Origin of the sequence: Alistipes sp. An54, from assembly GCF_002159375.1 — a bacterium.
GTDB classification, from domain to species: domain Bacteria; phylum Bacteroidota; class Bacteroidia; order Bacteroidales; family Rikenellaceae; genus Alistipes; species Alistipes megaguti.
In genome coordinates this window covers 156,921-179,137 of sequence record NZ_NFIA01000007.1, presented here as the reverse complement: position 1 = coordinate 179,137, position 22,217 = coordinate 156,921, and the positions used below count along the sequence as shown (strand labels likewise).

Annotated in this window: 21 protein-coding genes and 2 tRNA genes; 5 read left to right on the top strand and 18 right to left on the bottom strand. The window is 54.5% G+C overall.

Going from position 1 to position 22,217, the window contains the following annotated elements; translation table 11 throughout:
* Positions 1–76 precede the first annotated feature (76 nt).
* Positions 77–2,089, top strand: coding sequence for a subtilase family N-terminal domain-containing protein (locus tag B5G09_RS08615; protein ID WP_087404868.1), 2,013 nt, complete (start codon positions 77–79; stop codon positions 2,087–2,089).
* 11 nt (positions 2,090–2,100) lie between these two features.
* Positions 2,101–2,544, top strand: a complete 444-nt coding sequence (locus B5G09_RS08610; protein WP_087404867.1) for a hypothetical protein — start codon at positions 2,101–2,103, stop codon at positions 2,542–2,544.
* Positions 2,545–3,123: 579 nt separating this feature from the next.
* Here the strand turns inward: B5G09_RS08610 and B5G09_RS08605 are convergent.
* The 7 genes from B5G09_RS08605 to B5G09_RS08580 all read right to left on the bottom strand — a co-directional run bounded on the left by B5G09_RS08605 (position 3,124) and on the right by B5G09_RS08580 (position 8,206).
* Positions 3,124–3,197: transfer RNA gene (locus B5G09_RS08605), tRNA-Arg, on the bottom strand.
* 250 nt (positions 3,198–3,447) lie between these two features.
* Positions 3,448–3,933, bottom strand: coding sequence for a hypothetical protein (locus B5G09_RS13915; protein ID WP_143256512.1), 486 nt, complete (start codon positions 3,931–3,933; stop codon positions 3,448–3,450).
* Between the two features lie 7 nt (positions 3,934–3,940).
* Positions 3,941–5,203 (bottom strand): leucine-rich repeat protein, encoded by a 1,263-nt coding sequence (locus B5G09_RS08600; RefSeq protein WP_143256511.1) that lies wholly within the window; start codon positions 5,201–5,203, stop codon positions 3,941–3,943.
* Positions 5,204–5,211: 8 nt separating this feature from the next.
* Positions 5,212–5,400 (bottom strand): DUF2158 domain-containing protein, encoded by a 189-nt coding sequence (locus B5G09_RS08595; RefSeq protein WP_087404865.1) that lies wholly within the window; start codon positions 5,398–5,400, stop codon positions 5,212–5,214.
* A gap of 423 nt (positions 5,401–5,823) precedes the next feature.
* Complete coding sequence (locus B5G09_RS08590; protein ID WP_087404864.1) at positions 5,824–6,120, bottom strand: hypothetical protein; 297 nt, start codon at positions 6,118–6,120, stop codon at positions 5,824–5,826.
* A 415-nt stretch (positions 6,121–6,535) separates the two neighbouring features.
* Positions 6,536–7,381, bottom strand: a complete 846-nt coding sequence (locus B5G09_RS08585; RefSeq protein WP_241147617.1) for a hypothetical protein — start codon at positions 7,379–7,381, stop codon at positions 6,536–6,538.
* Between the two features lie 498 nt (positions 7,382–7,879).
* The gene (locus tag B5G09_RS08580; protein WP_241147616.1) at positions 7,880–8,206 is read right to left on the bottom strand and encodes a hypothetical protein; all 327 of its coding nucleotides are present in this window, start codon (positions 8,204–8,206) and stop codon (positions 7,880–7,882) included.
* Positions 8,207–8,810: 604 nt separating this feature from the next.
* Here B5G09_RS08580 and B5G09_RS08575 point away from each other — a divergent pair.
* The gene (locus tag B5G09_RS08575) at positions 8,811–9,611 is read left to right on the top strand and encodes a hypothetical protein (protein WP_087404862.1); all 801 of its coding nucleotides are present in this window, start codon (positions 8,811–8,813) and stop codon (positions 9,609–9,611) included.
* A gap of 158 nt (positions 9,612–9,769) precedes the next feature.
* Positions 9,770–10,312: a hypothetical protein gene (locus B5G09_RS08570; RefSeq protein ID WP_087404861.1), complete on the top strand. Its 543-nt coding sequence runs from the start codon at positions 9,770–9,772 to the stop codon at positions 10,310–10,312.
* 117 nt (positions 10,313–10,429) lie between these two features.
* Here the strand turns inward: B5G09_RS08570 and B5G09_RS08565 are convergent, their stop codons facing one another.
* The 11 genes from B5G09_RS08565 to murB all read right to left on the bottom strand — a co-directional run bounded on the left by B5G09_RS08565 (position 10,430) and on the right by murB (position 20,596).
* Complete coding sequence (locus B5G09_RS08565) at positions 10,430–11,662, bottom strand: site-specific integrase (RefSeq protein ID WP_087404860.1); 1,233 nt, start codon at positions 11,660–11,662, stop codon at positions 10,430–10,432.
* A gap of 116 nt (positions 11,663–11,778) precedes the next feature.
* Positions 11,779–11,852 (bottom strand) — tRNA-Arg (locus B5G09_RS08560).
* Between the two features lie 343 nt (positions 11,853–12,195).
* The gene (ruvC, locus tag B5G09_RS08555) at positions 12,196–12,813 is read right to left on the bottom strand and encodes a crossover junction endodeoxyribonuclease RuvC (RefSeq protein ID WP_241147615.1); all 618 of its coding nucleotides are present in this window, start codon (positions 12,811–12,813) and stop codon (positions 12,196–12,198) included.
* Between the two features lie 140 nt (positions 12,814–12,953).
* Complete coding sequence (locus B5G09_RS08550) at positions 12,954–14,009, bottom strand: TlpA disulfide reductase family protein (RefSeq protein WP_087404859.1); 1,056 nt, start codon at positions 14,007–14,009, stop codon at positions 12,954–12,956.
* A gap of 6 nt (positions 14,010–14,015) precedes the next feature.
* Positions 14,016–15,050 (bottom strand): UDP-3-O-(3-hydroxymyristoyl)glucosamine N-acyltransferase, encoded by a 1,035-nt coding sequence (lpxD, locus tag B5G09_RS08545; RefSeq protein WP_087404858.1) that lies wholly within the window; start codon positions 15,048–15,050, stop codon positions 14,016–14,018.
* Positions 15,051–15,063: 13 nt separating this feature from the next.
* The gene (coaD, locus tag B5G09_RS08540; RefSeq protein WP_087312242.1) at positions 15,064–15,534 is read right to left on the bottom strand and encodes a pantetheine-phosphate adenylyltransferase; all 471 of its coding nucleotides are present in this window, start codon (positions 15,532–15,534) and stop codon (positions 15,064–15,066) included.
* 159 nt (positions 15,535–15,693) lie between these two features.
* Entirely contained in the window at positions 15,694–16,308 is a 615-nt protein-coding gene (locus tag B5G09_RS08535) for a DUF6549 family protein (RefSeq protein ID WP_087404857.1), read from the bottom strand.
* Positions 16,309–16,468: 160 nt separating this feature from the next.
* Positions 16,469–17,170: an aminotransferase class IV gene (locus tag B5G09_RS08530; RefSeq protein WP_087404856.1), complete on the bottom strand. Its 702-nt coding sequence runs from the start codon at positions 17,168–17,170 to the stop codon at positions 16,469–16,471.
* Positions 17,167–18,237 carry a DNA polymerase III subunit delta gene (gene holA, locus B5G09_RS08525; RefSeq protein WP_087404855.1) on the bottom strand — a complete coding sequence of 357 codons (1,071 nt, stop codon included), beginning with the start codon at positions 18,235–18,237 and terminating at the stop codon, positions 17,167–17,169. The genes B5G09_RS08530 and holA overlap by 4 nt, the downstream gene beginning before the upstream one ends.
* A 1-nt stretch (position 18,238) precedes the next feature.
* Positions 18,239–19,582, bottom strand: a complete 1,344-nt coding sequence (gene tilS, locus B5G09_RS08520) for a tRNA lysidine(34) synthetase TilS (protein ID WP_087310909.1) — start codon at positions 19,580–19,582, stop codon at positions 18,239–18,241.
* A 6-nt stretch (positions 19,583–19,588) separates the two neighbouring features.
* Entirely contained in the window at positions 19,589–20,596 is a 1,008-nt protein-coding gene (gene murB / locus B5G09_RS08515) for a UDP-N-acetylmuramate dehydrogenase (protein ID WP_206384433.1), read from the bottom strand.
* Positions 20,597–20,653: 57 nt separating this feature from the next.
* Between murB and B5G09_RS08510 the strand changes: the two genes are divergently transcribed.
* Entirely contained in the window at positions 20,654–22,087 is a 1,434-nt protein-coding gene (locus B5G09_RS08510) for a DUF4301 family protein (protein WP_087404853.1), read from the top strand.
* Positions 22,088–22,217: the final 130 nt, after the last annotated feature.

The following is a 22,217-nucleotide window of genomic DNA, read 5'->3' as shown; positions in this document are numbered from 1 at the left end:
TAAGCCCCGGGACGGGTCCGGACTCCGTGTGAATCCGGCCCGTCGCGAGCGGCGTAATTCAATACGATACACAGATATGCAGAACAGAAAGAAAGTATTGATTCTGGCATCGCTTCTTTTTGCGGCGTGCGGCTCGGATCCCATCCAGGATGCGGCTACCTCGGTTACGGACCCGCAAGAGCCGGCGGCAGCCAAGATCTGCAACTCCTCCACATCGGCCGTCAAGGGAACGATCATCGCCAAGTTCAATGAAGAGGCGATCCCCGTTCTGGAAGAGGCGGCGGCCCGTCAGGCGGCTACCCGTTCGCAGGTGACGCGTTCGGGGATCCAGCGAGTCGACGAGATTTTCGAAGAGTTGCACGTAAGTTCGTTCAAGCGCGTGTTCCCCTATGCCGGCGATCGCGAGGCGCAGACGCGTGCCGCCGGATTGCACCGCTGGTATGTGCTCACCTTCGACGAGGATCAGGATCTCGACGCGGCGGCCGAGCGTCTGGCTTCGGTTGCCGAGGTTTCGAAGGTGCAGTTCAGCGTCGAGCTCCGCAAGGCGTACGACGGCAAGGCCTATCCCTTCACGGGCGGAGCCCACGGAGAGACCCGTGCGCTGGTAACGTCGGATTTCAACGATCCGAACCTCTTCTGGCAGTGGCACTATATCAACAATGCCGATGCCGCCATTGCCACGGCGGCCCGCGTGGGTGCCGATGTCAATGCCGCTCCGGCCTGGAAACTCACGGGCGGCAATTCGCAGGTGATCGTGGCCATCGTCGACGAGGGCATCAAGTATACGCACCCGGATCTGGCGGCCAACATGTGGACCAATCCGAATCCCTCGCCGGAGTACAACAACGAGGATATCCACGGCTACAACTTCGTGGACGAGGGCCCCATCACGTGGGACAAGCGCGAGACCTCGATCTCGGGCGAGGAGTTGGGTGACTCGGGCCACGGAACGCACGTGGCCGGCACCGTCGCTGCGGTGAACAACAACGGGATCGGTGTTGCCGGTGTTGCCGGCGGTACGGGCCACAACGACGGCGTGCGGCTGATGTCGTGCCAGATCTTCTCGGGCAGCAAGGGCGGCACCGACCTGATTTCCAGCCGGGCCATCAAGTATGCCGCCGATCACGGAGCTTCGATTCTGCAGTGCTCCTACGGTTACAGCGGCAACGATATCTCGTCGGACCGTATGTATGAGGAGCGTTCGCCGCTGGAGCACGAAGCCCTGCTCTATTTCATGAATCAGAAAAACTGCCCGGCACTGGACGGAGGACTGGTCTTCTATGCGGCCGGCAACGACGGCCTTCCGGTCTCGCAGTATCCGGGCGCCTACCGCGATTTCATCTCGGTGACCTCGATTGCTCCCGATTACCTGCCGACCTACTACACGTGCTACGGTCCGGGTTGCAATGTGGCGGCACCGGGCGGTGAGACCACGGGCCAGAGCGGCGGAGAGAAGGCCGGTGTGTTGTCGACGCTCTGCTCGGAGATCTCCGGAGCGGACTACGGCTACATGCAGGGTACCTCGATGGCGTGTCCCCACGCTTCGGGCGTAGCCGCACTGGGCCTCTCGTATGCGCTGGCCAATGGCAAGCACTATACGCGTGAAGAGTTTGTGTCGATGTATCTCACGTCGGTCAGCGACCTGGAGTGCTATCTGGAGGGAACGAAGGAGACCGGCGCCGTTCTCAATCTGGAGGATTACCGCGGCAAGATGGGTACGGGTCTGATCGACGCCTATCAGCTGCTGATGCAGATCGAGGGTACGCCCTGCCTGAAGGTTCCGACCGGATCGCTGCAGTTGATCACCCTGTCGCAGTATTTCGGCGGATCGGCGAACAATCTGACCTATACGGGCATCGAGATGTCGAAGGAGGATCAGGAGAAACTCGGCTTGCCGTCCGAACCGGAGATGTACAACGGACAACTGATGATCAAGTGCATGAAGCCCGGTGTGGCCCACATCACGGTGAAGGCCGTTGCGGGCGGCAACCGTCCGGGCTCGGCCACGATCATCGGCGGTATCGAGGTGACGAAGGAGTTTGCGATCATCGCCCGTGATTCGGGTTCGAAGAACGGCGGTTGGCTTTAACCTGAAATTGCATGAAACACATGAAAAAATACATCTATATTCTCTTTGCAGCATTGCTGTTTGTCGGATGTTCGGACGAAGAGTCCGTAACGGTCGATTCGGAGGTTGTCGGCGAATGGCAATTGATTCAGTGGAACGGCGACACGGCGGATGACTTTGTCGTCTATCTGGAGTTTTGTTCCGACGGCACGTTCAATCTGTACCAGCGGGTCGAGTATTCGTATTTCGAGCGTTATGCTGGGCGTTATACGGCCGACAAGGGGCTTCTCGAGGGCCGCTATGACGACGGAACCTCCTGGTCGTACGGATTTGCGGTGAGTGACGGCGGATATACGTTGACGTTGACCGATCAGAAGAGCCAGGAAGTGAATGTCTATACGCGGACGACGGTTCCTGCGGATGTACGCAATGTGGCGGTGACTCGTTCGGAGACGGGCGGCAAACGGTTCCTGTAGTCGTCTTCTTCTCTGCCGGGAAATGAAAAGAGGAGTGGTCCCTTGTAGGGCTGCTCCTCTTTTTTTGTGGATTATCCGTGTGGTGTGTGCCGGGAGTCTTGACTATTTGTCCGAGACCTTGTATTTCAGGGGCAGGATGTCGGTTTCACCGGCGGGTGCAGCCTGAAGACGATCGCTTCGATCGCCCATCCGGGCTCTTTGCCCCTTTGCGCCTTTGCCTCTTAGACGCAGGGGACGGTCCGTGTTGTATGGATCGGCGGGGTATTTTCGTCAACCTTTCGTCTGTGCGCGGGAAAGGGGGATGACTTGTAGATTCGGTTTCGGAAGGAGGCGGGGCAGTGTTACCGAGTTTCCGGGCATAAAGGATCATAACGCACTCACTTTGCTGCGAGGGTTGATTCCGTCTGGCGATTGTCCGTTTTCCGCGTGGCGGCAGTTTCGATCGGTTTACACATTGGTTTAAACAAGCTCCCGGTTTCGCCCTGAAAACCGCCCGAAATAAAGTACAAAAAAAGGTTGCCATGCGGATGACAACCTTCTAAATGCAAGGAGGAGCGTCTTTTGAACGCTCCTCCTTCGTGACGCCGACAGGACTCAAACCTGTAACCTTCTGATCCGTAGTCAGATGCTCTATTCAATTAAGCTACGGCGCCTTTCCTTGATTGCGAGTGCAAATGTAGGTTGACTGACAGATAGTTACAAGAGTTGCTTCGGTCGGCAGTCGCCCGTTTTCTGTGCGGCTGTTTCTATCGGTTTACACGTTGGTTTACACAATCGAGTAAATCCAATGTTGGTTAAACAATAAGTGAATTGAGAAGGTATGATTAAGTAAGAAAGAGACAGACCCCGCAAAAAGGACTTATTTGCCTCTTACGAAGTCTGTCTTTTAATAGCAGGTGTATCTTATTTCGTTAGCAGGCGCCTAATTTTATCTTGGTAGGTAATAATAAAATCTATTTTCTGCTGTGAGGTTAATTGTCCAAAATCAGGAGATAATCGGGCAAAGTAACTTTTAATATCTCTTGCGGGAGCGCCAAGTAATTTGATTATAGGGGATTTTCGCACTACCACTCTCCAACAAGAATCATCCAATGGAATATCGTATTTATAAGCGATTTGTCGAGCTGTTTCAATCATGGATTGCGCCCCTATCCCCCGAATTTTCAAGTCTTCAATTTGTTCGTACAGATCGTTAAAATCGGCAGATTGAGAAAGTCGATTGCAATGCGTTGATATAATGTGGTTCCAGTCGTTCCAAATTGTATTTGAAATATGCCGTAGATTGTCAGTCTTGACCAACAAACCTAAATCTCTTCTATTGTTACAGTACAAAATGTAATTTGAGATCAGTTCTCGCCATTGGGCTTTGGTTATTTTATTTTGTCCCATAGCTGTATTATTTATCTTCGGGCATATTATATTCTAACGCAAAGAAACGACCTTGTATGCCGTAGTAGTCTTTCTTCCATAATTTTTTATATGCTTCTACATATAAAGAAGGGACATAGACATCAATTGTCCAGCTCGTAACAGGATTTAATTCAGCAAATGGAAATCCTCCTTGAGGAGGTGTTTTTGTCCCCAAATAAAATTCGGAAATCTTCTCTCCACCGAATGCATTTTCTCCAAATGTTTCAACTTGAGTACAATGTTGCATATAAATAATTCCCTTGTAATAAAAAGCATCATCAAAAGCGTTTTCCCCGATTGTCTTTAATTTTGAACCTTTCTCAAAGAATATATATTCAAGAGGAGGATAAGGTTTATCAGGTAAATCATATAAACTTGCAAACGCGTTATTTTCAATAACTTCCAATGATGCAGGAAATTTTAGAGAATATAATCCAGAACAACCATAAAAGGCGCGTTCTCCAATAGTTTGTAATTTCGATGATAAATATAAACCACCATTATCAAAATCATTTTGTTTAATATCGGAAGCCGAACTAATCTTGCTTTCTTGAAAAGCACGATTCTCTATGGCAATAACCTCATCAAACATTTGCACAGTTGTGGTTTCTGCCATATAGAACATTTGCTCACTGATTACCTTCAGAGAACGCGGTAATATAATGTGTTCAATAAGTGTTTGCGAAAATGCTGCTTTCGGTAATTCTTCCAAATTAACATCTGAAATATCCAAGTATCTTAATGTAAGCACAGTTTTAAGAAAATCGAAATCCGTTTCATTGAGCACACCTCTGATTTTTAATTCGGTTGTTTCCAATAAATTTTGTTCCGTCAATATTTGTTGTAAGGTTCCTGGTTCGGTCACAGTAACGACGATCGATACGACACCTTGCGTTATTTTTATTTCTATCGATTGTTCTCCATTTTCAATAGTAAATGTAGCTGAACGGCTTTTGTCTGTAGGATTGCCTTCTATATTAAAAGATATAAATTGGGATTCAACTGATGTGCCGTAAACCTCTGAAGCATCACCACTTGTTTCTGTAGGTTTACACCAAGAAGTTCCACCTGAAAGAGTCCAACTTCGAGTGCTCTGAATGTAAATCAACGCACTTCCACCTTGTCCGCTAACTTCCAATGATGTGGGACTAACAGAAAACATATCCACGGTAGGCGGAGTAGAATTTTCATTTTTAGAGCATCCGCAAATCAGTATTGCAGTAAGCACAAATAAAAATAGTTTTTTCATAACTTTCTTCAATTTTGTTTTTCCAGTTCATCAATATAAAAGGAGTTGTGCATTAAATGATTATCCTCATTAAACCACCTGCATTTTACTTGTGTGTAGTTCTCTGAGCCATCAATCATTTTGATTGGAAACTCTGAAACAGTCATTTTAGGTCCTCCAGATTTGAGAACGACGACATCACCAATTTTAAAATCCATAATCGTAAAAGTTTCTTACCGTATCAACTCCTGCTGCGGTGAATTATATGCAAAAAGAAAGTGTGGAGTTGTTCACTTATTCGATAGGAGGCTCTGGTAAGCCCAAACAGAAATAAGCAACACCCCACACTTGAGCAGATATATCGGATGGATATAATCTACACAAGGTGAAGAGCATTTGTAAGCCTATCCCTCTGTTTTGAAATTTACCAGATTTCCTATCGAGGATTCAGCGAAACACTTTCACTAATCAATATGTCTGCCACCTGTTCGATGACAACGCAAAGTTAGAAAATGTTTTTGGATTACAATGCCCTCCGTTGGGGTGTTGCCGTTAATTATCGTTGCAAAGTTCTTGAAAACAAAGTTTTTCTCCAAGAGGTTCTTATCTGGATTTAGAACTTTGTTCGTTGTAACATGGGGTTAATTGTCCTCGCAGATTTGTTCAATTACATGGTCCATGTAGATGGCCTGTCCGCTCGAAGTTCGTCCCCACCAATGGCTGCCCAGTTCGTCGATGATGATTTCGCCCTGTTCTCTCAATCGGTCGGCCAGCCATGATGTGACCAACCACCATTCCAACACCTCTTCCCCATTAAAGGGATAGATGTACTCTTCGTCGATTCGTCCTGCTTGGATTAACTCGTCGATTACCGAACTTTGTCCCCACAAGACATGGAGATCGGTCATGCGTCGTGCCTGTTCTTGAATTGTGCTCATGATTACTTGTGATTAGAAATTCCCAAATAACCATAGAAACATAACTCCATCGAAAAGGGAATTGAATCCGAGAGCATTCAACTCTGTAAAGCATCTTTTTGATTATCGAATGAGCATCATGCCTGCCTTTCATATGGGCTTTTCAGAACGGGAATGCAGGAACAGAAATAGATGTGGATTCTTAATAAGAGGATAGGTGCAAAAAGATCCTTTCCCAAATAAAACGGGGCGGGGATCGAAAATGGGATTGCCTGTTTGAATGGTATGTATAAAAACAAACTCCGATCGACACAACACGTGGATCGGAGTTTTTCTGTGTTCCATGTTATTCTTTCGTGATTCACTTGTCCCGAATGATGGTTATGCAGGCGATCTGTTTTCCCTCCCTGCGAATTGTAGCATCCTTGGTTTCGTATCATTTGGCAAGGTCTGTTGCTTTGGCTGTCCGCTTTAATCCCAACGAATCGTAAATAGCTTGCAAATTCTCCTTCGCTTGGCTTCTGGGAATGGGTTCCTGTTTCTGAAATCTCATGTCTATCATCTTTACAATCTTATAATCGTTCCCTATTTTGAGACTTTTGACCAGTTCACGGCGAATATTGCCGACATGGTATTTCAATGCCTTGACTTTCTCGATTCCCAATTGCTTGTAGGCTTGTTTGACCAATGGATTCCGACGTTCAATGACCGCCCGTTGCTGTGCGGGACTATCCACAACGAAAAACGATTCGGTTTGTGACTTTAGACGGCAGTATTCGTTGAACAGATCCTTGAAGGGAATGCGGGCCGAAGGTTGTTTCTCCAATTTTTCATGGATATAGTCGTAAGTCTGTACCTTTATTTTGTAGTCGTGTTGCCGCAGCTCCTTGGTAAGAGTGATATAGGTGGCATAAATCTGATGGCATATCTTGAAATTCACGATGTCAATGTTGGCCAGATTTTTATCCACAACCAGTTTGTTGTCTTCGATTCGCACATATTGCTCGTTGATATAGGGAATCTTTGAGAGCGTTTTGATCCGAGCGGCTTCACTCAATGAATTTATCTCGGCAGCATAACTTTTGGCCTCGGCTAATGTCCGTTGGGTAGCTTTGACAAAATCATCGAGAGTGACAGCCGAACTGTATTTGGTCGAAGAGTAGACAAGGATGATTTGAGTTTTGTAGCGGGAGTTTCGCACGCGGCCGCATATCTGCGTGAAAAGCGTCGAAATGTCCAATTGAGTGTGTGCCTTTCGTCCGTCACTGACGATAAATGTCACTCCATTTTCGTCATAAATGTCACACCCTTCAAAACAGGTCGAGGTGTAAAAGTTGATCTTCTTTACAGGGTCTGAAGGCTGGCTTATTGGGAAGTCTTCGCCTAACTTGTTTTGATTCTCTTGTCGGCTTTCCCCGCTTGTAGAACAAACGACCTTGACAGTTTCGGGCGTAGCCTTGAGGGCGTTGATTACCCTCGCAATAAATTGGACGCTGTTTACAAAGATATGCAGATTATAGGGGAGATTGCCTTGCAGAACCTTTTGGCATTCCTGAATGATGTACAGATCTGGTTTGTTGGTTTGCCGTGCCCGTACATTTACCTGGGTAAGGTCAGGTCAATTGATTTCGCAGGTGGGCAGCTGTCGTATCTCATCCAATATATATTCCCGCTCGATCGGTGTTGCGGTCATGTAGGTCACCCGTTCGAATTTCACCGCATAATCCAGTAAGGTTGCAACGGCGTGATGTCGGAACGAATAGGCATTGAACAACACGTGTCATTCGTCGATCAAAAGGAAAAGATCTTTATAAGGGTTCAGGCCTGCCATCTCCAGAGCTTGTATGGTTCTTGGTAAAGAGTCGTACGTAACGGCAATCTTCAAAGGGGTATGATTACGGGCGTAGTCGATGATCTCTTGTTCGGTAACACCTTCGTAAACACCCAACACCGAGATATGGTCTTTTCGGTAGATGGTTTTGTTCTTGACCAATGCCACATAAGGCATGGCGATAAGGGTAGGAATCGAGTTGCGGATAGCTAATTCAGTGGCTCCGCACCCTGTTTTTTTCTTGTTAAAAAGGCAGTTGACAGGAATTTCAGTCAAAAAATCCGAAAGGTATTCAGCACCTTTGGGGGCTTTTATAATTCAGTTCTCCATAGAAGTAATTTTTTGAAAATTTATAAAAATCTCTTGTTGTCGAATCTGTTATTTTTTTGGATTCTATCTACTTATCTATTATAGAGAATGCCTATTTCAGGATCAAAAAATATAGCAATTTTGGATAAGAAAAAGAGATGCAGAATGCACCTCCTTTTTTATGGACGTAGAATCATCGAGCCCCTCCGAATAGATATTCTCCTTTTGAGTATTACAAAGATAACACATTTATTTTCAATAAAAAATGTCGAATATAATTTGTCGTAACATTTTTATTCCAGCCTTAAATGGCGATATGAGCCCGTTGTATGGATGCTGAAATGAATTCGATCGACCGAAAAACGCTCAAAAGGTCTTATTAGCGGGTATTTACATAGTCCGTTGTTCTGAAACACGTTTCGATGTCGATATGCAGAGTCTTATTAGTGGGTTTTATATGGCGTTGTTGTTCTGTTATTCGCTCGAAACACACGTTGAGAGTCTTATTAGTGGGTTTTCTGTGCAAAAGTGATGTTATTTATGCTAAATTTGGGTACTAAAACCTGTTGCCATGATCTTAAAAAGAGAATATGAGGATGGTTCGGTCTATTACGAACCCGATTCGAGTGAAATGGAGAGTCTGGAATATGTGTTCAAACTTTGTGACGACTATCTGAATGGACACTATTATCCCTATCGCTTCTTCAATCGGATGTGTTGTGGTCAGATTAAACCACCTTTTAACAAAGAGCAGTTTCTGGATAATGAAGATATAGTGCCTACTTTGGAGGGCTATGAATTGGATCTGGAGAAATTTTGGTTGGCGATGCTCTTCATTTACGATTGGACGGAAAGCCAGTTTGCCAAATGCCTCGATGTAAAATCACATTCACATGGGGCTTTGTTACGAGAGTTACTCGATAAACTGGGAGATCAGACAAGCGATGTGACAATTCAGATCCGAAAAGGTCGTAGAAATTTGGATGTCCATCCAATGATTAAGAACGATATGCTTGACGCTTTACGCGCTAAATTGAAAGAGCTACAACAGAAAGGACTGGACGATGTTTATTCTTATCGTTTCGGTGATTTTACGGATAACTTTCCTGTCATGACATATAAGATGTATTTTGCGACAGAGCGATTGCAGGAGTTGTTTGCAGCCCTTGACCGTTTCGAATTGATCGGGAAGCCCAAACGACGGAAAGGATCAATTGTCTCTTATAACAAGATGTTGTTGTTCTCCCGTATCATTTATTTGTTCCGTTACACGGACAATATAGCCTTTTTGGATAGTGATGAGTCGTTAAAAGGAATCATGAAAGATTATAAGGGTAAAATTCCCCAAACCCTCTCGGCGATCTATGATTGAGAAGAGGGAGGATGAAAGTGCGTTTTTTCCCTCCCTAAATATGGGGCGAAGTCGCAGTATGTTTGCAGTGTCAAGCCGCAAGGATGACCTGCAACCCACATGGGCAAGGCGAGCAGAAGAACTAATGCCCCTCCGCAAAGGACGGAGTCAATCAAATTATGGGACATATTACTCCCGCAGCCGCAGCCGAAGTCGCTGCCAACAACCAAGTCACGGCCCCTGTCGCCGCAACCGATTCAACAGCATCTGCAAAGGGGCAACAGGACAAAAACGACAAAAACGACAAAAAGAGCAGGCGTAGTCCGAGCGCACCTGTCTGGGTGGCATTGACCGCCGCAAGGCGAATGTTCAACAATCTGCCGTCTGCCCTGCAAAACACCGAAACCAAACGGATGTGCTTACATGAAGCCGCGAACCGAATTTACGGCGACCTCAAGCGAGTCGATTACGACATTAAGAACGAGGCTCGCAGACTGATCAATCTCGTTGACTTTGGAGAGTACTGTAAGAAGAACGGTCTCGATAAAGACAATGTGGCAGAACATGTTGTTTTCGAAGGAAAGACCGTTGTTCGCCGAGTAATGGAGTACGGCGTCGAGAGCGTTCTCGGAACGAAAATCCAGATGTTTGCAGAGCCATTGATAGAGAATGAATCAAAAGACGATGACCAGTTGACCGAGGACGAGACAAAGCCCGAATAGGTGTCCGTGAAGGTTGCGTCAGCAGAAGTTCGAAAAATCCGCAACCTTTCTTCTCTCGGAATTGAAACGAGGAGTGCTTTGGTTAAAACAACCGTGCACCCCTCGTTTTTTTGTGGATCAAAGCAGATGGTGCATGGCCTCGTCGATCTGCGAGTTCTCGAATGAATCGAGGTAGATTTGCGTGATCTTTTCCGAACTGTGCCCCAGTGATTCCGAAATGATGGAGGTCGAAACTCCCGATCTTTTCAACACAGTAGCAAAGCTGTGGCGGGCAACATAGGTTGTCAGCGGGATGGGCAGGTGCAGGTGTTCACCGATGAGTTTCAGATAACGGTTGATCCGCTTGTTCGTTCGTTGCACCCGTCCGTACTGTTGCTGGGCAGTGATGTGGACGGTTCGTTTCAGTACGGGAAAGATGTAATCCTGCGGATGAGCGTTCGGTTGACGGTACTTGTCGAGAATGGCAAGGGCCTCGGGCTGTAGCTGGAATGAGAGGAGTTTGCCCGTTTTCTGACGGTTGAAAACCAGTCGCCTGTCCACGATGTCGGCATAACGGATGTGCAGCATATCGGTCAGATTGATGCCGCACGACAGGTAGCTGAAAAGAAACAGGTCTTTTGCCAGTTGCAGGAACGGTTTGGGGTACTTGGTCAGTGTTCGCACTTTGCAATCCATGATCCGCCGAATGTCCTCCTTGGTGAGCGACCGTTTGGCTGTGGCCTCCTTGAATCGGCTTACCTTAAAGGTGTCGAAAGGGTAGTCCGTCTTTTTGATGAGACCGTCGGTGATGGCACTGTTGTAGAGAACGCGCAACGAACGGAAGCGGATGCCGATGGAGTTGTCCGAATAGTGACGTTCCACCCGCAACCATTGCTCGTAGCGTTTCAGCCATTCGGTGTCGATGTCGAGAAAGTAGAAGTCCAGCGAATGACAGAATCGGGTCAGTGAGGTGCGGAGTTCCTGAAAGGTCTTGGCGTTTCCGACACGGTTCACGGCCAGCAGACGGTCGATGTAGGCGTTCAGATAGTCACCGACCGTTTGGCGCACGACCTTGCGGGATGCCTTTTCGACCAGCGTACTCAACGTGTATTCCTTGTCGTTTGTTTTGAAGTCCATGACCTGATGCTGGAGTTCCTGTGTTTTTTGCTGGATAAGAGCTTCAATTCGCTCTCGGTCGGGGCAGTTGTGGCGTGGTTTACACTTTTTTGCATCCCATTGCTCTTGCGGAAGGGAGATATGCAGGCTGATGTACTTCCGCTTCCGATTCTTTGTCAATCGTAACAGGATGGGATGCTGGCCGTTAGATAAAGTTTTGGAGGTGTAGAGAACCGCTTCGATGGTGGTGTTCATCGGTTTTTTCGGTTTACACATTGGTTTACACAACTGAGTAAAAATCCTCCGAAAAACCGTTCGAAACAGCACACAAAAAAACCACTCACATTGCTGTAAGTGGTTGATTTTGAGAGTGACGCCGACAGGACTCAAACCTGTAACCTTCTGATCCGTAGTCAGATGCTCTATTCAATTAAGCTACGGCGCCTTTCCTTGATTGCGAGTGCAAATGTAGGGCAAATTTCCGAACTGTGCAAATATTTCGTTGAAAAAATTTTATAAATTCTCCCTTGTTTTCTACCTCTATCTTGCTCCTTCCAGATTGTCAGCCGATTACATTTTGACTCCGGTCTGCCCTCCGAATCGCCTTCGGGAATCTCCCGGAGCTCTTTCCCGTTTCAGCCGGAGTGTTGAAACCGTCGGCCCCCGTATGTTCCGCCTCCGTATGTTCCGCCTCCGTATGCCCCCCCCCGTATGTTCGTTCCGCCTCCGTGTGTACAGTCTCCCGCTTTCAGCTTCCCGTCTTCCGCCTACTGCCTTCCGCTCCTCCGCTATTTGATCTCCCGGTCGGGGTGTTTCTTCAGAAACTGCTCCCAACTCTGCGTTCCGCCCTTCGAGGCCGCCTTTTTACCGCCTCCGAGTCCCTTGACCCGTTCGTCGCCCAGGACGGCATTCAGCGGGCTGGAGGTGGCGTAATAGTGGCACAGCGCCACGGCCATGCCGTCCGTGGCATCGAGTCGTCGCGGTGGCTCGTCGATGGTCAGCAGCCGGCAGACGATCGAGGCCACCTGCTCCTTGGTGGCTGAACCGCGCCCCGTGATGGCCTGTTTGATCCGCATCGGAGCGTATTCGAAGACCTGCAGGTCACGGCTCAGCGCTGCGGCCATGGCCACCCCCTGGGCACGTCCCAGCTTGAGCATCGACTGTACGTTCTCACCGAAGAACGGCGATTCGAGGGCCACCTCGCGCGGGCCGTATTCGTCCACGAGTTTGCCGACCCGGTCGAAGATATAACGCAGCTTGGCATAGGGGTCTGTGAGGCGGTGCAGGTCGATGGCTCCCAGTACGACCGAGCGGATCGTACGTCCCTTGACCTCCAGCACGCCGTAACCCATGTAGTTCGTGCCGGGGTCAATGCCCATGATGCGGTATTTTTCCTGCGGTTTCATGTCTTTATGGAGCATTTCGGTGTTTTCGGTGTTTTTCAGTCACTCCGGGGCGGGACCGATGGGCCGCCGTCGGGGCTGGAACGAAGACGCCCCTGCAGCCGGCCAACCGGATCCGCAGGGGCGCCGTCGTGACGGACTGCTTATTTGAGCAGTTCGGCGATCTTGTTGTAGAGCTCCTCGCCGCGCAGATTCTTGGCGACGATCTTGCCCTCATGGTCGATCAGGAAGTTTGCCGGAATCCCCTGGATGGCGTAATCCTTGGCCGACTGGTTTTCGAATCCATCCAGCGAACTGACATGGATCCAGTTCATCTGGTTCTCCTTGACGGCGTTGAGCCAGCTGTCGCGATTGTTGTCGTAGGAGTATCCGAAGATCTCGAAACCCTTCTTGTGGAATTCGTCATAGGTCTGCTTCAGATAGGGGACCTCGCCCATGCAGGGACCGCACCACGAAGCCCAGAAGTCGAGCAGGATGTACTTGTTTGCGGGGTTCTCGACCACCGATTTGAGCGACAGCTCCTTGCCGTCGGCATCCTGAGCCGTTACGTCGATGAAGGGCTGACCCACGTCGGTTTTTTGTTTGGCTTGGGCGTGCGCCTTCAGATTGACGAGGACTTTGGTCTGCTGCATCTCGGGGGAGAAGAGGGCGATTTCGTCGAGCAGCTCCTTGCCCGAGAGTTCGTAGCTCATCTGATCGGCCAGCAGCAGGGCGCCGAAGAGGTTGTTGCGGTTCTGCTCGACGGCCAGGTGGGCCAGCTCCTCATACTCCTTTTCGATGGCGGCGCGGCGCTCTTCGGTGGTCGAGCTGTCGCGGTACTCCATGATCAGGCGGTAGCCGGCATCGGCATATTCCGTGCTGGCATCATTGGCCGGGGTTCCGGTGACACGTTTGCGCATCGGGCTGTCGGGGTCGTCGCTGATCTGGATTGTTCCGGGTTCGAGCAGCAGCATGGCGGCAAACGTGGCGTTTTCATCGCGGGCATCGCGCAGAATGGCGATCTGAGGCTCCTGAGCCTCGCCCTTGAGGCGGAAGGCGCCCTCCTTGACGGCTGCCGAGTCGAGCAGGTTTTCCTCCTGGTCGAAGAGATAGACCACGGGATTTGCTCCGTCGACCTTACCCTCGATGACATATTGGTTCTTGCTGCCGCAGCTGGCCAGCAGGGTGGCGCAGGCTGCGAAAATGAGGATTTTTTTCATGGTTTCCTATTTTTGGAGTTCTTTGAGTTGTTTTTCGAGTTCGTTGACGCGCCGGGCGAGTTCCGGCAGGTCCTTGAAAACGGCCGACGAGCGATGATATTGCATGCCGGGCAGGGCAGGATATCCCAGACGGATCTCGCCGTCGGGGACATTCTTGTCGATACCGCTCTTCGAGCCGACCTTCACCCGGTTTCCGATCGTCACGTGGTCGGCGATGCCGACCTGTCCGGCCAGGAAGCAGTTGTGACCGACCTTCGAGGTGCCGGCGATGCCGGTCTGGGCCGACGAGACGGTATTCTCGCCGATCTCGACGTTGTGGCCGATCTGGATCAGGTTGTCGAGTTTCACGCCGCGGCGGATGATCGTCGAGTCGGTCTTTGCGCGGTCGATGCAGGTGTTGGCTCCGATCTCGACGTGGTCCTCGATGACGACGTTGCCCAGCTGGGGGATCTTGTCGAAGCCGCCCTCGGCATTGGGCATGAATCCGAAGCCGTCGGCACCGATGACGGCCCCGGCATGGAGGATGCAGTCGGCGCCCACCGAGCAGCCTTCGTAGATCTTCACGCCGGGATAGAGCGTCGTGCCCTCGCCGACGGTGACGCCGGCACCGACGTAGACCTGGGGATAGATCTGACACCCCTTGCCGATCCGGGCGCCCTCTTCGATGACCGCGAAGTCACCGACGTAGCACTCTTCGCCGACCGTGGCCTTTTCGGAGATCGAGGCGCGGGGGCTGATCCCCTTACGGCGGGGTTTTGCGGCGTTGTACATTTCGAGCAGTTTCACGACGCAGGCGGCGGCGTTGTCGACCTTGACCAGGGTGGTGGCCACGGGCTGCGAGGGTTCGAACGAGCGGTCGACCAGCACGATCGAGGCCTGTGTGGTGTAGAGCCAGGGTTCGTATTTGGGATTGGTCAGATAGGTCAGCGATCCGGCTTTACCAGCCTCGATCGAGGAGACGGTGTGCACCGCGGCGTTTTTGTCGCCCACGACATCGCCGCCCAGAAAGCCGGCGATCATTTCGGCCGTAAATTCCATCATAATCGGGATATTGTTAGAGGTATTGGTTGATATCGATTCCCTGAGGGAGGAACTCCTCGACGGTGCGTCCGAAGGAGAGGACCTCGCGGACGGTCGACGAGGAGATGTCGGCCACGGGGGCCGGCGTGAAGAGCATGACGGTGGTCAGAGCCGGGTAGATGCGGTGGTTGGTGGCCTCCATCGTGCGTTCGTACTCGAAGTCGGTGGTGTTCCTTACGCCGCGGATGATGGCGCAGGCGCCGACCTCTTCGGCGAACTGACCGGTCAGTCCGGTGTAGATCCGGGCCTCGACGCGAGGTTCGTGACGGTAGACGTCGTCGATCAGGCGTTTGCGGTTCTCGACGGTCAGCAGGCCGCATTTGGCGGTGTTGTTGCCGATGCCGATCACCACGCGGTCGAAGAGATTCAGCGCCTCGTCGACCAGCGCGGCGTGACCGCGGGTGAAGGGGTCGAACGACCCCGGGAATATTGCAGTGCGCTCCATATTCGGCAAAGGTAGAAAAAAAACGCAAACCGCGTACGTTTTCGGTGTTTTATTCGCGGTTTCGGATCCGGACGGCGTGCCGGCGTACATCGCGGGGAGGGTTTCAGGACGGGCGGTGCGGCCGGCCGGGCCGGTGGGGCCGGTGACCGGTTGCGGCGGTCAGCGTTCGATCCGGATGTATTCCGTGTAGACGATTCGCGTATGGGGGTTCTGCGAGACGATCTCTTGCCGTAGGGCCTTGGTGCCCCAGCGGATGAAGAGGAAACGGTGGGGGATGCGGTGGACGATCTGCCGCAGGGTGTCGACGCTGTGGATGCGGCAGTGGACCGAATCGCGACGGATGATCCCCTCGATGCGGACCCAGGGGTCGCTCCAGCGGAAGGAGTGCAGCGTGTCGAGCCGCGTCCCGAAGCTTCGGGAGAGGATCTCGGAGGTGTCGCGCCGCACGATGAGCGAGTCCCGCAGCGGGGTGCGGATTTCGAGCGTCGACGCAGTGGCGGTCCGGGCCGAGGCTTCGAGCCGACGGAGGCGGATGCCCAGCCGTCGGATCTCTTCGGCATCTTCGGCCCGCAGCCGTTCGAATTCGGCGCAGCGCAGCCGGAGCACCTGTGCCGAGGCGGCCTCTTCGCCGGCCTGCGTGCGGTAGAGGGCGATTTCGGAGGCCAGCGCCTCCTGATTCCGGGCCAGACGTTGATTCTCGCCGTGGTAATGGCGCCATACGACCATCAACGCAGCCGTGACCGCCACGGCATAGAGCATGAGGTATTTTTTCATGGATTGACGGGTTTGGTTCAACGCGCAAGATAGGTCGTCGGCCTGCGTTTCGGTTTCCAGATTTTTTGGAAACGGCCCTCCCCGGGGCGGGATCGTGCCTATGCCGGCGTGCCGGGTTCCGATTCCCTCTCCGCTGCCCCCTCCTCTGCTGGCCCCTCCGCTATTCCAGCGCCGCGGCGATTCGTTCGGCCAGAAAGGTCATCAGCGGCACTCCGTTGCAGCGCGAGAGGGAGGTGATGCCGCGATGGTCCGTAAAGAAGAGCTCCTCGATGCGGGACAGATCCCCGAGCCCGAACTCCTCCTTGCGCAGCTCCATCCCGGCCCGGCGGACGGCCTCCCGGGTGATTGAGCGCTCGACACTCTCCGGTCCCGGCGCTTCGAGTACCGTGCGACCTGCGATGGCGAAGAGCGGGGCCCCCTCGGCCTCGCGGAAGTGCCCCTCGGCATCGCAGCGGATGGCTGCCTCCGCCCCCTGGCGTTCGGCCGCCCGGCGGGCCAGCAGCGTGGCCGCCTCATGGACCGAGGTGGGGGCCTCGGTCAGCGGCAGGTCGTAACGCAGCGCGACGGCTGCGGGTTGCACGCTGCGGTAGCCGTAGCCGTCGTAGTAGGAGATGCCGGCCGGCAGCAGCCGCTCCGAACCGTCGGCCAGCAGCTCGAGGCGGATAAATCCCGAGACCTCGGTCGGGTAGTGCTCCTCCCGGGCGCGGCGTTCGATCCGCCGTTGAAGCGCCTCGGCGGCGGAGGGGTACGGACGCCCGAACCATTCGCGCGAAAGGGCATCGAGCGTCGCCGCATGTTCGGCGACGTGGCGGGCCCGGCCGCGGGCCAGGTGAATGGTCTGATAGAGATAGAGGTCGGTCACTGGAGGAAGATTTTCAGCAGCAGTTCGCGCAGCAGCTCGCCGTCCGACGCACCGCCCGATCCGAGTCCCTTGCTTTTGGCGTCGTATTCGCGCAGCAGCCCCAGAATCTGGAAGACCTTGCGATTGTCCCACCGGGAGGCGTTCTGCTTGATTTCGCCCAGAATGAAGGTGTTGCTCTTGCGCAGGATGCGCATCAGCTCCTGATCCGAGGGAAAGGGCTTGTTGCGGTGGCGCGTAAGCCAGCGCAGGTAGTTCACCACGAAGAGGTCGCGGAACTGGTTGAAGAGAGCCATGACGGTCAGCAGCAGCGGATTCTCCTTCGGGTTGCGGGCGAAGTGGTCGGCGATCATCAGGGCGCGGTTCATGTCGCGCGTAACGACGGCCTTGCACAACTCGAAGTTGTTGAAATCCTTCGAGATGCCGATATTGGCCTCGATGTCGCGGTCCGTGATGCGCTTCGTTCCTTCGGGGAGCGAGACGGTGAGTTTCTGCAGTTCGTTGGCGATCTTCGAGATGTCGGTTCCGAGGTGGTCGGTGAGCATCGAGAGGGCCTTCGGGTCGATCTCCAGGCCGCGGCGTCGGATGAACTGCTGGAGCCACGAGGCGATCTCGTAGTCGCGCGGGCGGACCGATTCGAGCACCACGCCGTTGGCGGCACACCCCTTGTAGAAGGCCGATCGCTTGTCGACGCTCTTCTCCTTGTGGCAGATGACGAGGATGGTCGTGGGCGAGGGTTTCTGGGTGTAGAGCGAGAGTCGGTCGATTCCCTTGAGCTGCTGGGCCTCCTTGACGATGACCACCTCGTACTGCCCCATCATCGGCATTTGTCGGCAGAGGTTGACGATCTGCCCGGCGTCCGAATCGCGGCCGTAGACGGTGATCTGGTTGAAGGCGCGGGCGGCCTCGTCGAGGATCGACGCGGCCAGCCGGTCGGCGATCCGGTCGATGAAGTAGCTCTCCTCGCCCATGAGCAGATAGATGCCCGCAAAGCGTCGGGCGGCGATATCGCCCATGATCCGCTCGAAATCGGCCACGGAGTCCTTGAATTTCAGCGTCGTTTTGGCCATTTCAGACGATCTCTTTGGTGATTCGCAACACGTTTTCGGTGGTGGAGGTCAGCCGGTAGCGGTCGTCGATGCGCCGGCCGACGAGCCAGACGATGTCATCGCCCGAGAGCAGGACGAACTGCCGCTGCTTTTCGGGCAGCGAGACCTTGGCATCGATCAGAAAGTCGCTGACCTTCTTGCGGCCGCTCATGCCGAAGGGGATGAACCAGTCGCCCTCCTTCCAGCGGCGCAGCGTGAGGGGGAATTGCAGGCGGTCGGCGTCGAGCTGGGCGATCTGCTCGGGGACGCCGAAGTTCTTGATCGTGTCGATGTCGCAGTATTCGAAGTAGAGGACGGCATTTCCGCAGTAGCTTCGCTGCGTGCCCTTCGGGACGCTCACCAGACAGGGATCTTCCGGGGCGATCGGCGAGACGAGGATGCGTCCGCGGTCGATCGTGGCCACATGGTCGCGGGCGTAGAAGCGGCGGCCGGTTGCGCCCTGCTCGAGGGCGTGGCACAGCGAGTCGATGACGTCGCCCTTGAATCCGTAGGCCGAGTTGAGCAGTTCGTAGATGACGAATTCGCGTGGGAAGGCGGGGTCGATGCGGTCGAGATGGATCGTGTCGATGCCCGCGTCGGAGGTGACGGCCAGGGCGCGGATGCGTTCGATGCCGTGGTTGATGAAGAGCTGGGCGTCGGTCAGACGGGCCAGGTTGCGGCACATCAGGCTCGTGAACTTGGGGTTGATCTCGCGGATGCGGGGGATCAGCCCGAGGCGGATCTTGTTGCGCAGGTACTTGGTCGAGCGGTTCGACGAATCCTCGCGGTAGGGAATGTGGTTGGCGGCGGCATACTCGAGGATCTCGCGTCGCGAGGCGAAGAGCAGCGGGCGGATGACCTTTCCGACCTGTGTCGAGATGCCGGTCAGGCCGCGCAGGCCGGTACCGCGCAGCAGGTTGATGAAGAAGGTCTCGATCGAGTCGTCGGCATGGTGGGCGATGGCCACGACCGTATAGCCTTCCTGTCGGCTCAGTTCGTCGAACCAGGCGTAGCGGAGCCGCCGGGCGGCCATCTCCATCGACTCGCCGGTGCGCTCCATCTCGGCGGCGGTTTCGAATCTCCGGTTGTAGCACGGAACGCCGTATTTGGCGGCCTCCTTCTGGACGAGCACCTCGTCCTCGTCGCTTTCGGCGCCGCGCAGCTGGAAGTTGCAGTGGGCGACCCCGACCGTGTACCCGCAGCGGACGAAGAGCGAGAGCATGACCATCGAGTCGACGCCGCCCGAGACGGTCAGCAGGATGCGGTCGTCGTGCGTGGCGAGGTTGTTCTCGTCGATGTAGTGTTGAAAAGCTTCAATCAGTGCCATGACTCCTTATAATAGATTAACCTCGGTGTCGATCCGGATGCCGAACTTGTCGCAGACGGTCTGCTGGACCTTTCGGGCGAAGGCGATCACCTCGCTGCCCGTGGCGCCGCCGTAGTTGACCAGCACCAGGGCCTGGCGTTCGTGGACGCCGACCGCCCCTTCGCGGTGACCCTTCAGCCCGGCGCGGTCGATGAGCCAGCCGGCGGCCAGCTTCACGCGCCCTTCGGGGGCGGGGTAGTGGGGCATGTCGGGATACTGTTCGAGGAGCTTCCCGGCCACCGAAGCCTCGACGACGGGGTTCTTGAAGAAGCTCCCGGCGTTGCCCAGTACGGCCGGATCGGGGAGCTTCGCGCGGCGGATGGCGCAGATCGCCTCGCGGATGTTGCGGAGCGAGGCTCCGCCGCGGGCCTCGACCTCGCGTTCGACGTCGCCGTAGGCCAGCCGGGGGCGGGGCGTGCGGGAGAGTTCGAGCTCGATGGCGGTGATGATGACCCGTCCGCGGAGCGTATGCTTGAAGACGCTTTCGCGGTATCCGAAGGCGCAGTGTGCGGCGTCGAGGGTGAGCATCGAGCCGTTTTCGACGCAGAACATCTCGACGCGGCGGATCGTATCGGCGGCCTCGGCCCCGTAGGCGCCGATGTTCTGCACGGGGGCGGCACCGGCCCGGCCGGGGATGAGCGAGAGGTTCTCGAGGCCCCAGAGTCCGCGTTCGACGGCCCATTCGACCAGATCATCCCACTCGACGCCGGCCTCGGCGCGCACCCGCACCGTATCGCCCTGCTCGGAGAGGAGCGAGATCTGCCGGGCGACGGGCGTCACGAGCAGCCCGTCGTAATCCTGCGTGAAGAGGATGTTGTTGCCGCCCGAGAGGACCATCCAGCGAGGGGGCACTCCGTGGGCGAACAACGCGCGCAGATCGTCCGGGTTCTCGAACTCGACGAGGCGCGCCGCCTGCTGATCGACGCCGAAGCTGTTTCGGTCGCGCAGGCTGATGTGGTGAAATTCTCGGATCATGATGTGCAAAGTTACGAATAATTTGCGTAACTTTATTGCATGAAACCCCTAACCGATATGTTTACCGAACAGGATTTACAGCAAATTGCCGACCACGGGCTGACCCCGGCCCGGGTCGAAGCGCAGTTGGAGAATTTTCGCCGCGGTTTTCCGTGGCTGAACGTGGTGCGGGCCGCCTCGCCGGGCGACGGCATCGTGATGCTTGACGCGGCAGCGGCCGACGCCGCGGCGGCACGCTACGAGAAGGCCGCCGCAGGGCTCGATATCGTGAAGTTCGTTCCGGCGTCGGGAGCCGCCACGCGCATGTTCAAGGAGCTCTTCGCCTTCGTGAACGAGGGCAAGCGGTGTCCGGGCATCGACACGCTGCTCGAGAACATCGAACGCTTTGCCTTCTGGCCCGAACTGAAGGCGGTGCTTCCGGCCGGGGCCGACGACCGGGCGACGGTCAACGCCATCGTCAACGACGGCCTGGGCTACGGCCACAAACCCAAAGGGCTGGTGACCTTCCATGCCTACCCCGAGGGGGCTCGCAAGGCCGTTGAGGAGCACCTGGTCGAGGGGGCTGCCTACGCCTCGTCGAACGGCGTGGCGCGCATCCACTTCACCGTCTCGCCCGAACACATGGAGGGCTTCAAGGAGCTGTTGGCCCGGAAGGTGCCCCTCTATGAAAAACGCTTCGGGATCCGCTACGACATCTCGTTCTCGGTGCAGAAGCCCTCGACGGACACCATCGCCGTGAACCCCGACAACACCCCCTTCCGGCAGGAGGACGGGCGGCTGCTGTTCCGTCCGGCGGGCCACGGGGCGCTGATTGAGAACCTGAACGAGATCGACGCCGACGTGATCTTCATCAAGAACATCGACAACGTGACGACCGATGCGCGGCGCGGCGATACGATCCGCTTCAAGAAGGTGCTGGCCGGCGTGCTGCTCGACCTGCAGGAGCGGGTCTTCGAGTACCTGCGGGCGCTGGATGTCGACGGCTGCGAACTGGCCCCGATTGCGGAGTTCATCGAGCGGCGGCTGTGCGTGAAGCTGCCCGCGGACTACAATACGGCGCTGCTGCGTGCGGTGCTGGACCGTCCGATCCGCGTCTGCGGCATGGTCCGCAACGAGGGCGAGCCGGGCGGCGGACCCTTCTGGGTGGGGAATCCCGACGGCACGGAGTCGCTGCAGATTGCCGAGTCGAGCCAGATCGGTCCCGACGACCAGCCGCTGATGAAGTCGGCCACGCACTTCAATCCGGTGGATCTGGTCTGCGGTGTGAAGACCTCCAAGGGGGGCAAGTTCGACCTGCGGCAGTACACCGACCCCTCGACGGGCTTCATCTCGTCGAAGTCGAGCGGCGGCCGCGAACTGCGGGCCCAGGAGCTGCCCGGGCTGTGGAACGGTGCCATGGCGCGCTGGAACACGGTCTTCGTGGATGTTCCGATCACGACCTTCTCGCCCGTAAAGGTGGTGCAGGACCTGCTGCGTCCCCAGCACCAGTAGCGGTACGCCTTGAGTCCATGAAAAATCCCCGGTCCACAGATGGATCGGGGATTTTTTTGCGTCAATTTGCGTGGGATGCCCCTCTGCTGCGGCGATCTCCTGTTGCGTTTCTTTGCAGAGTTTGTCGGGG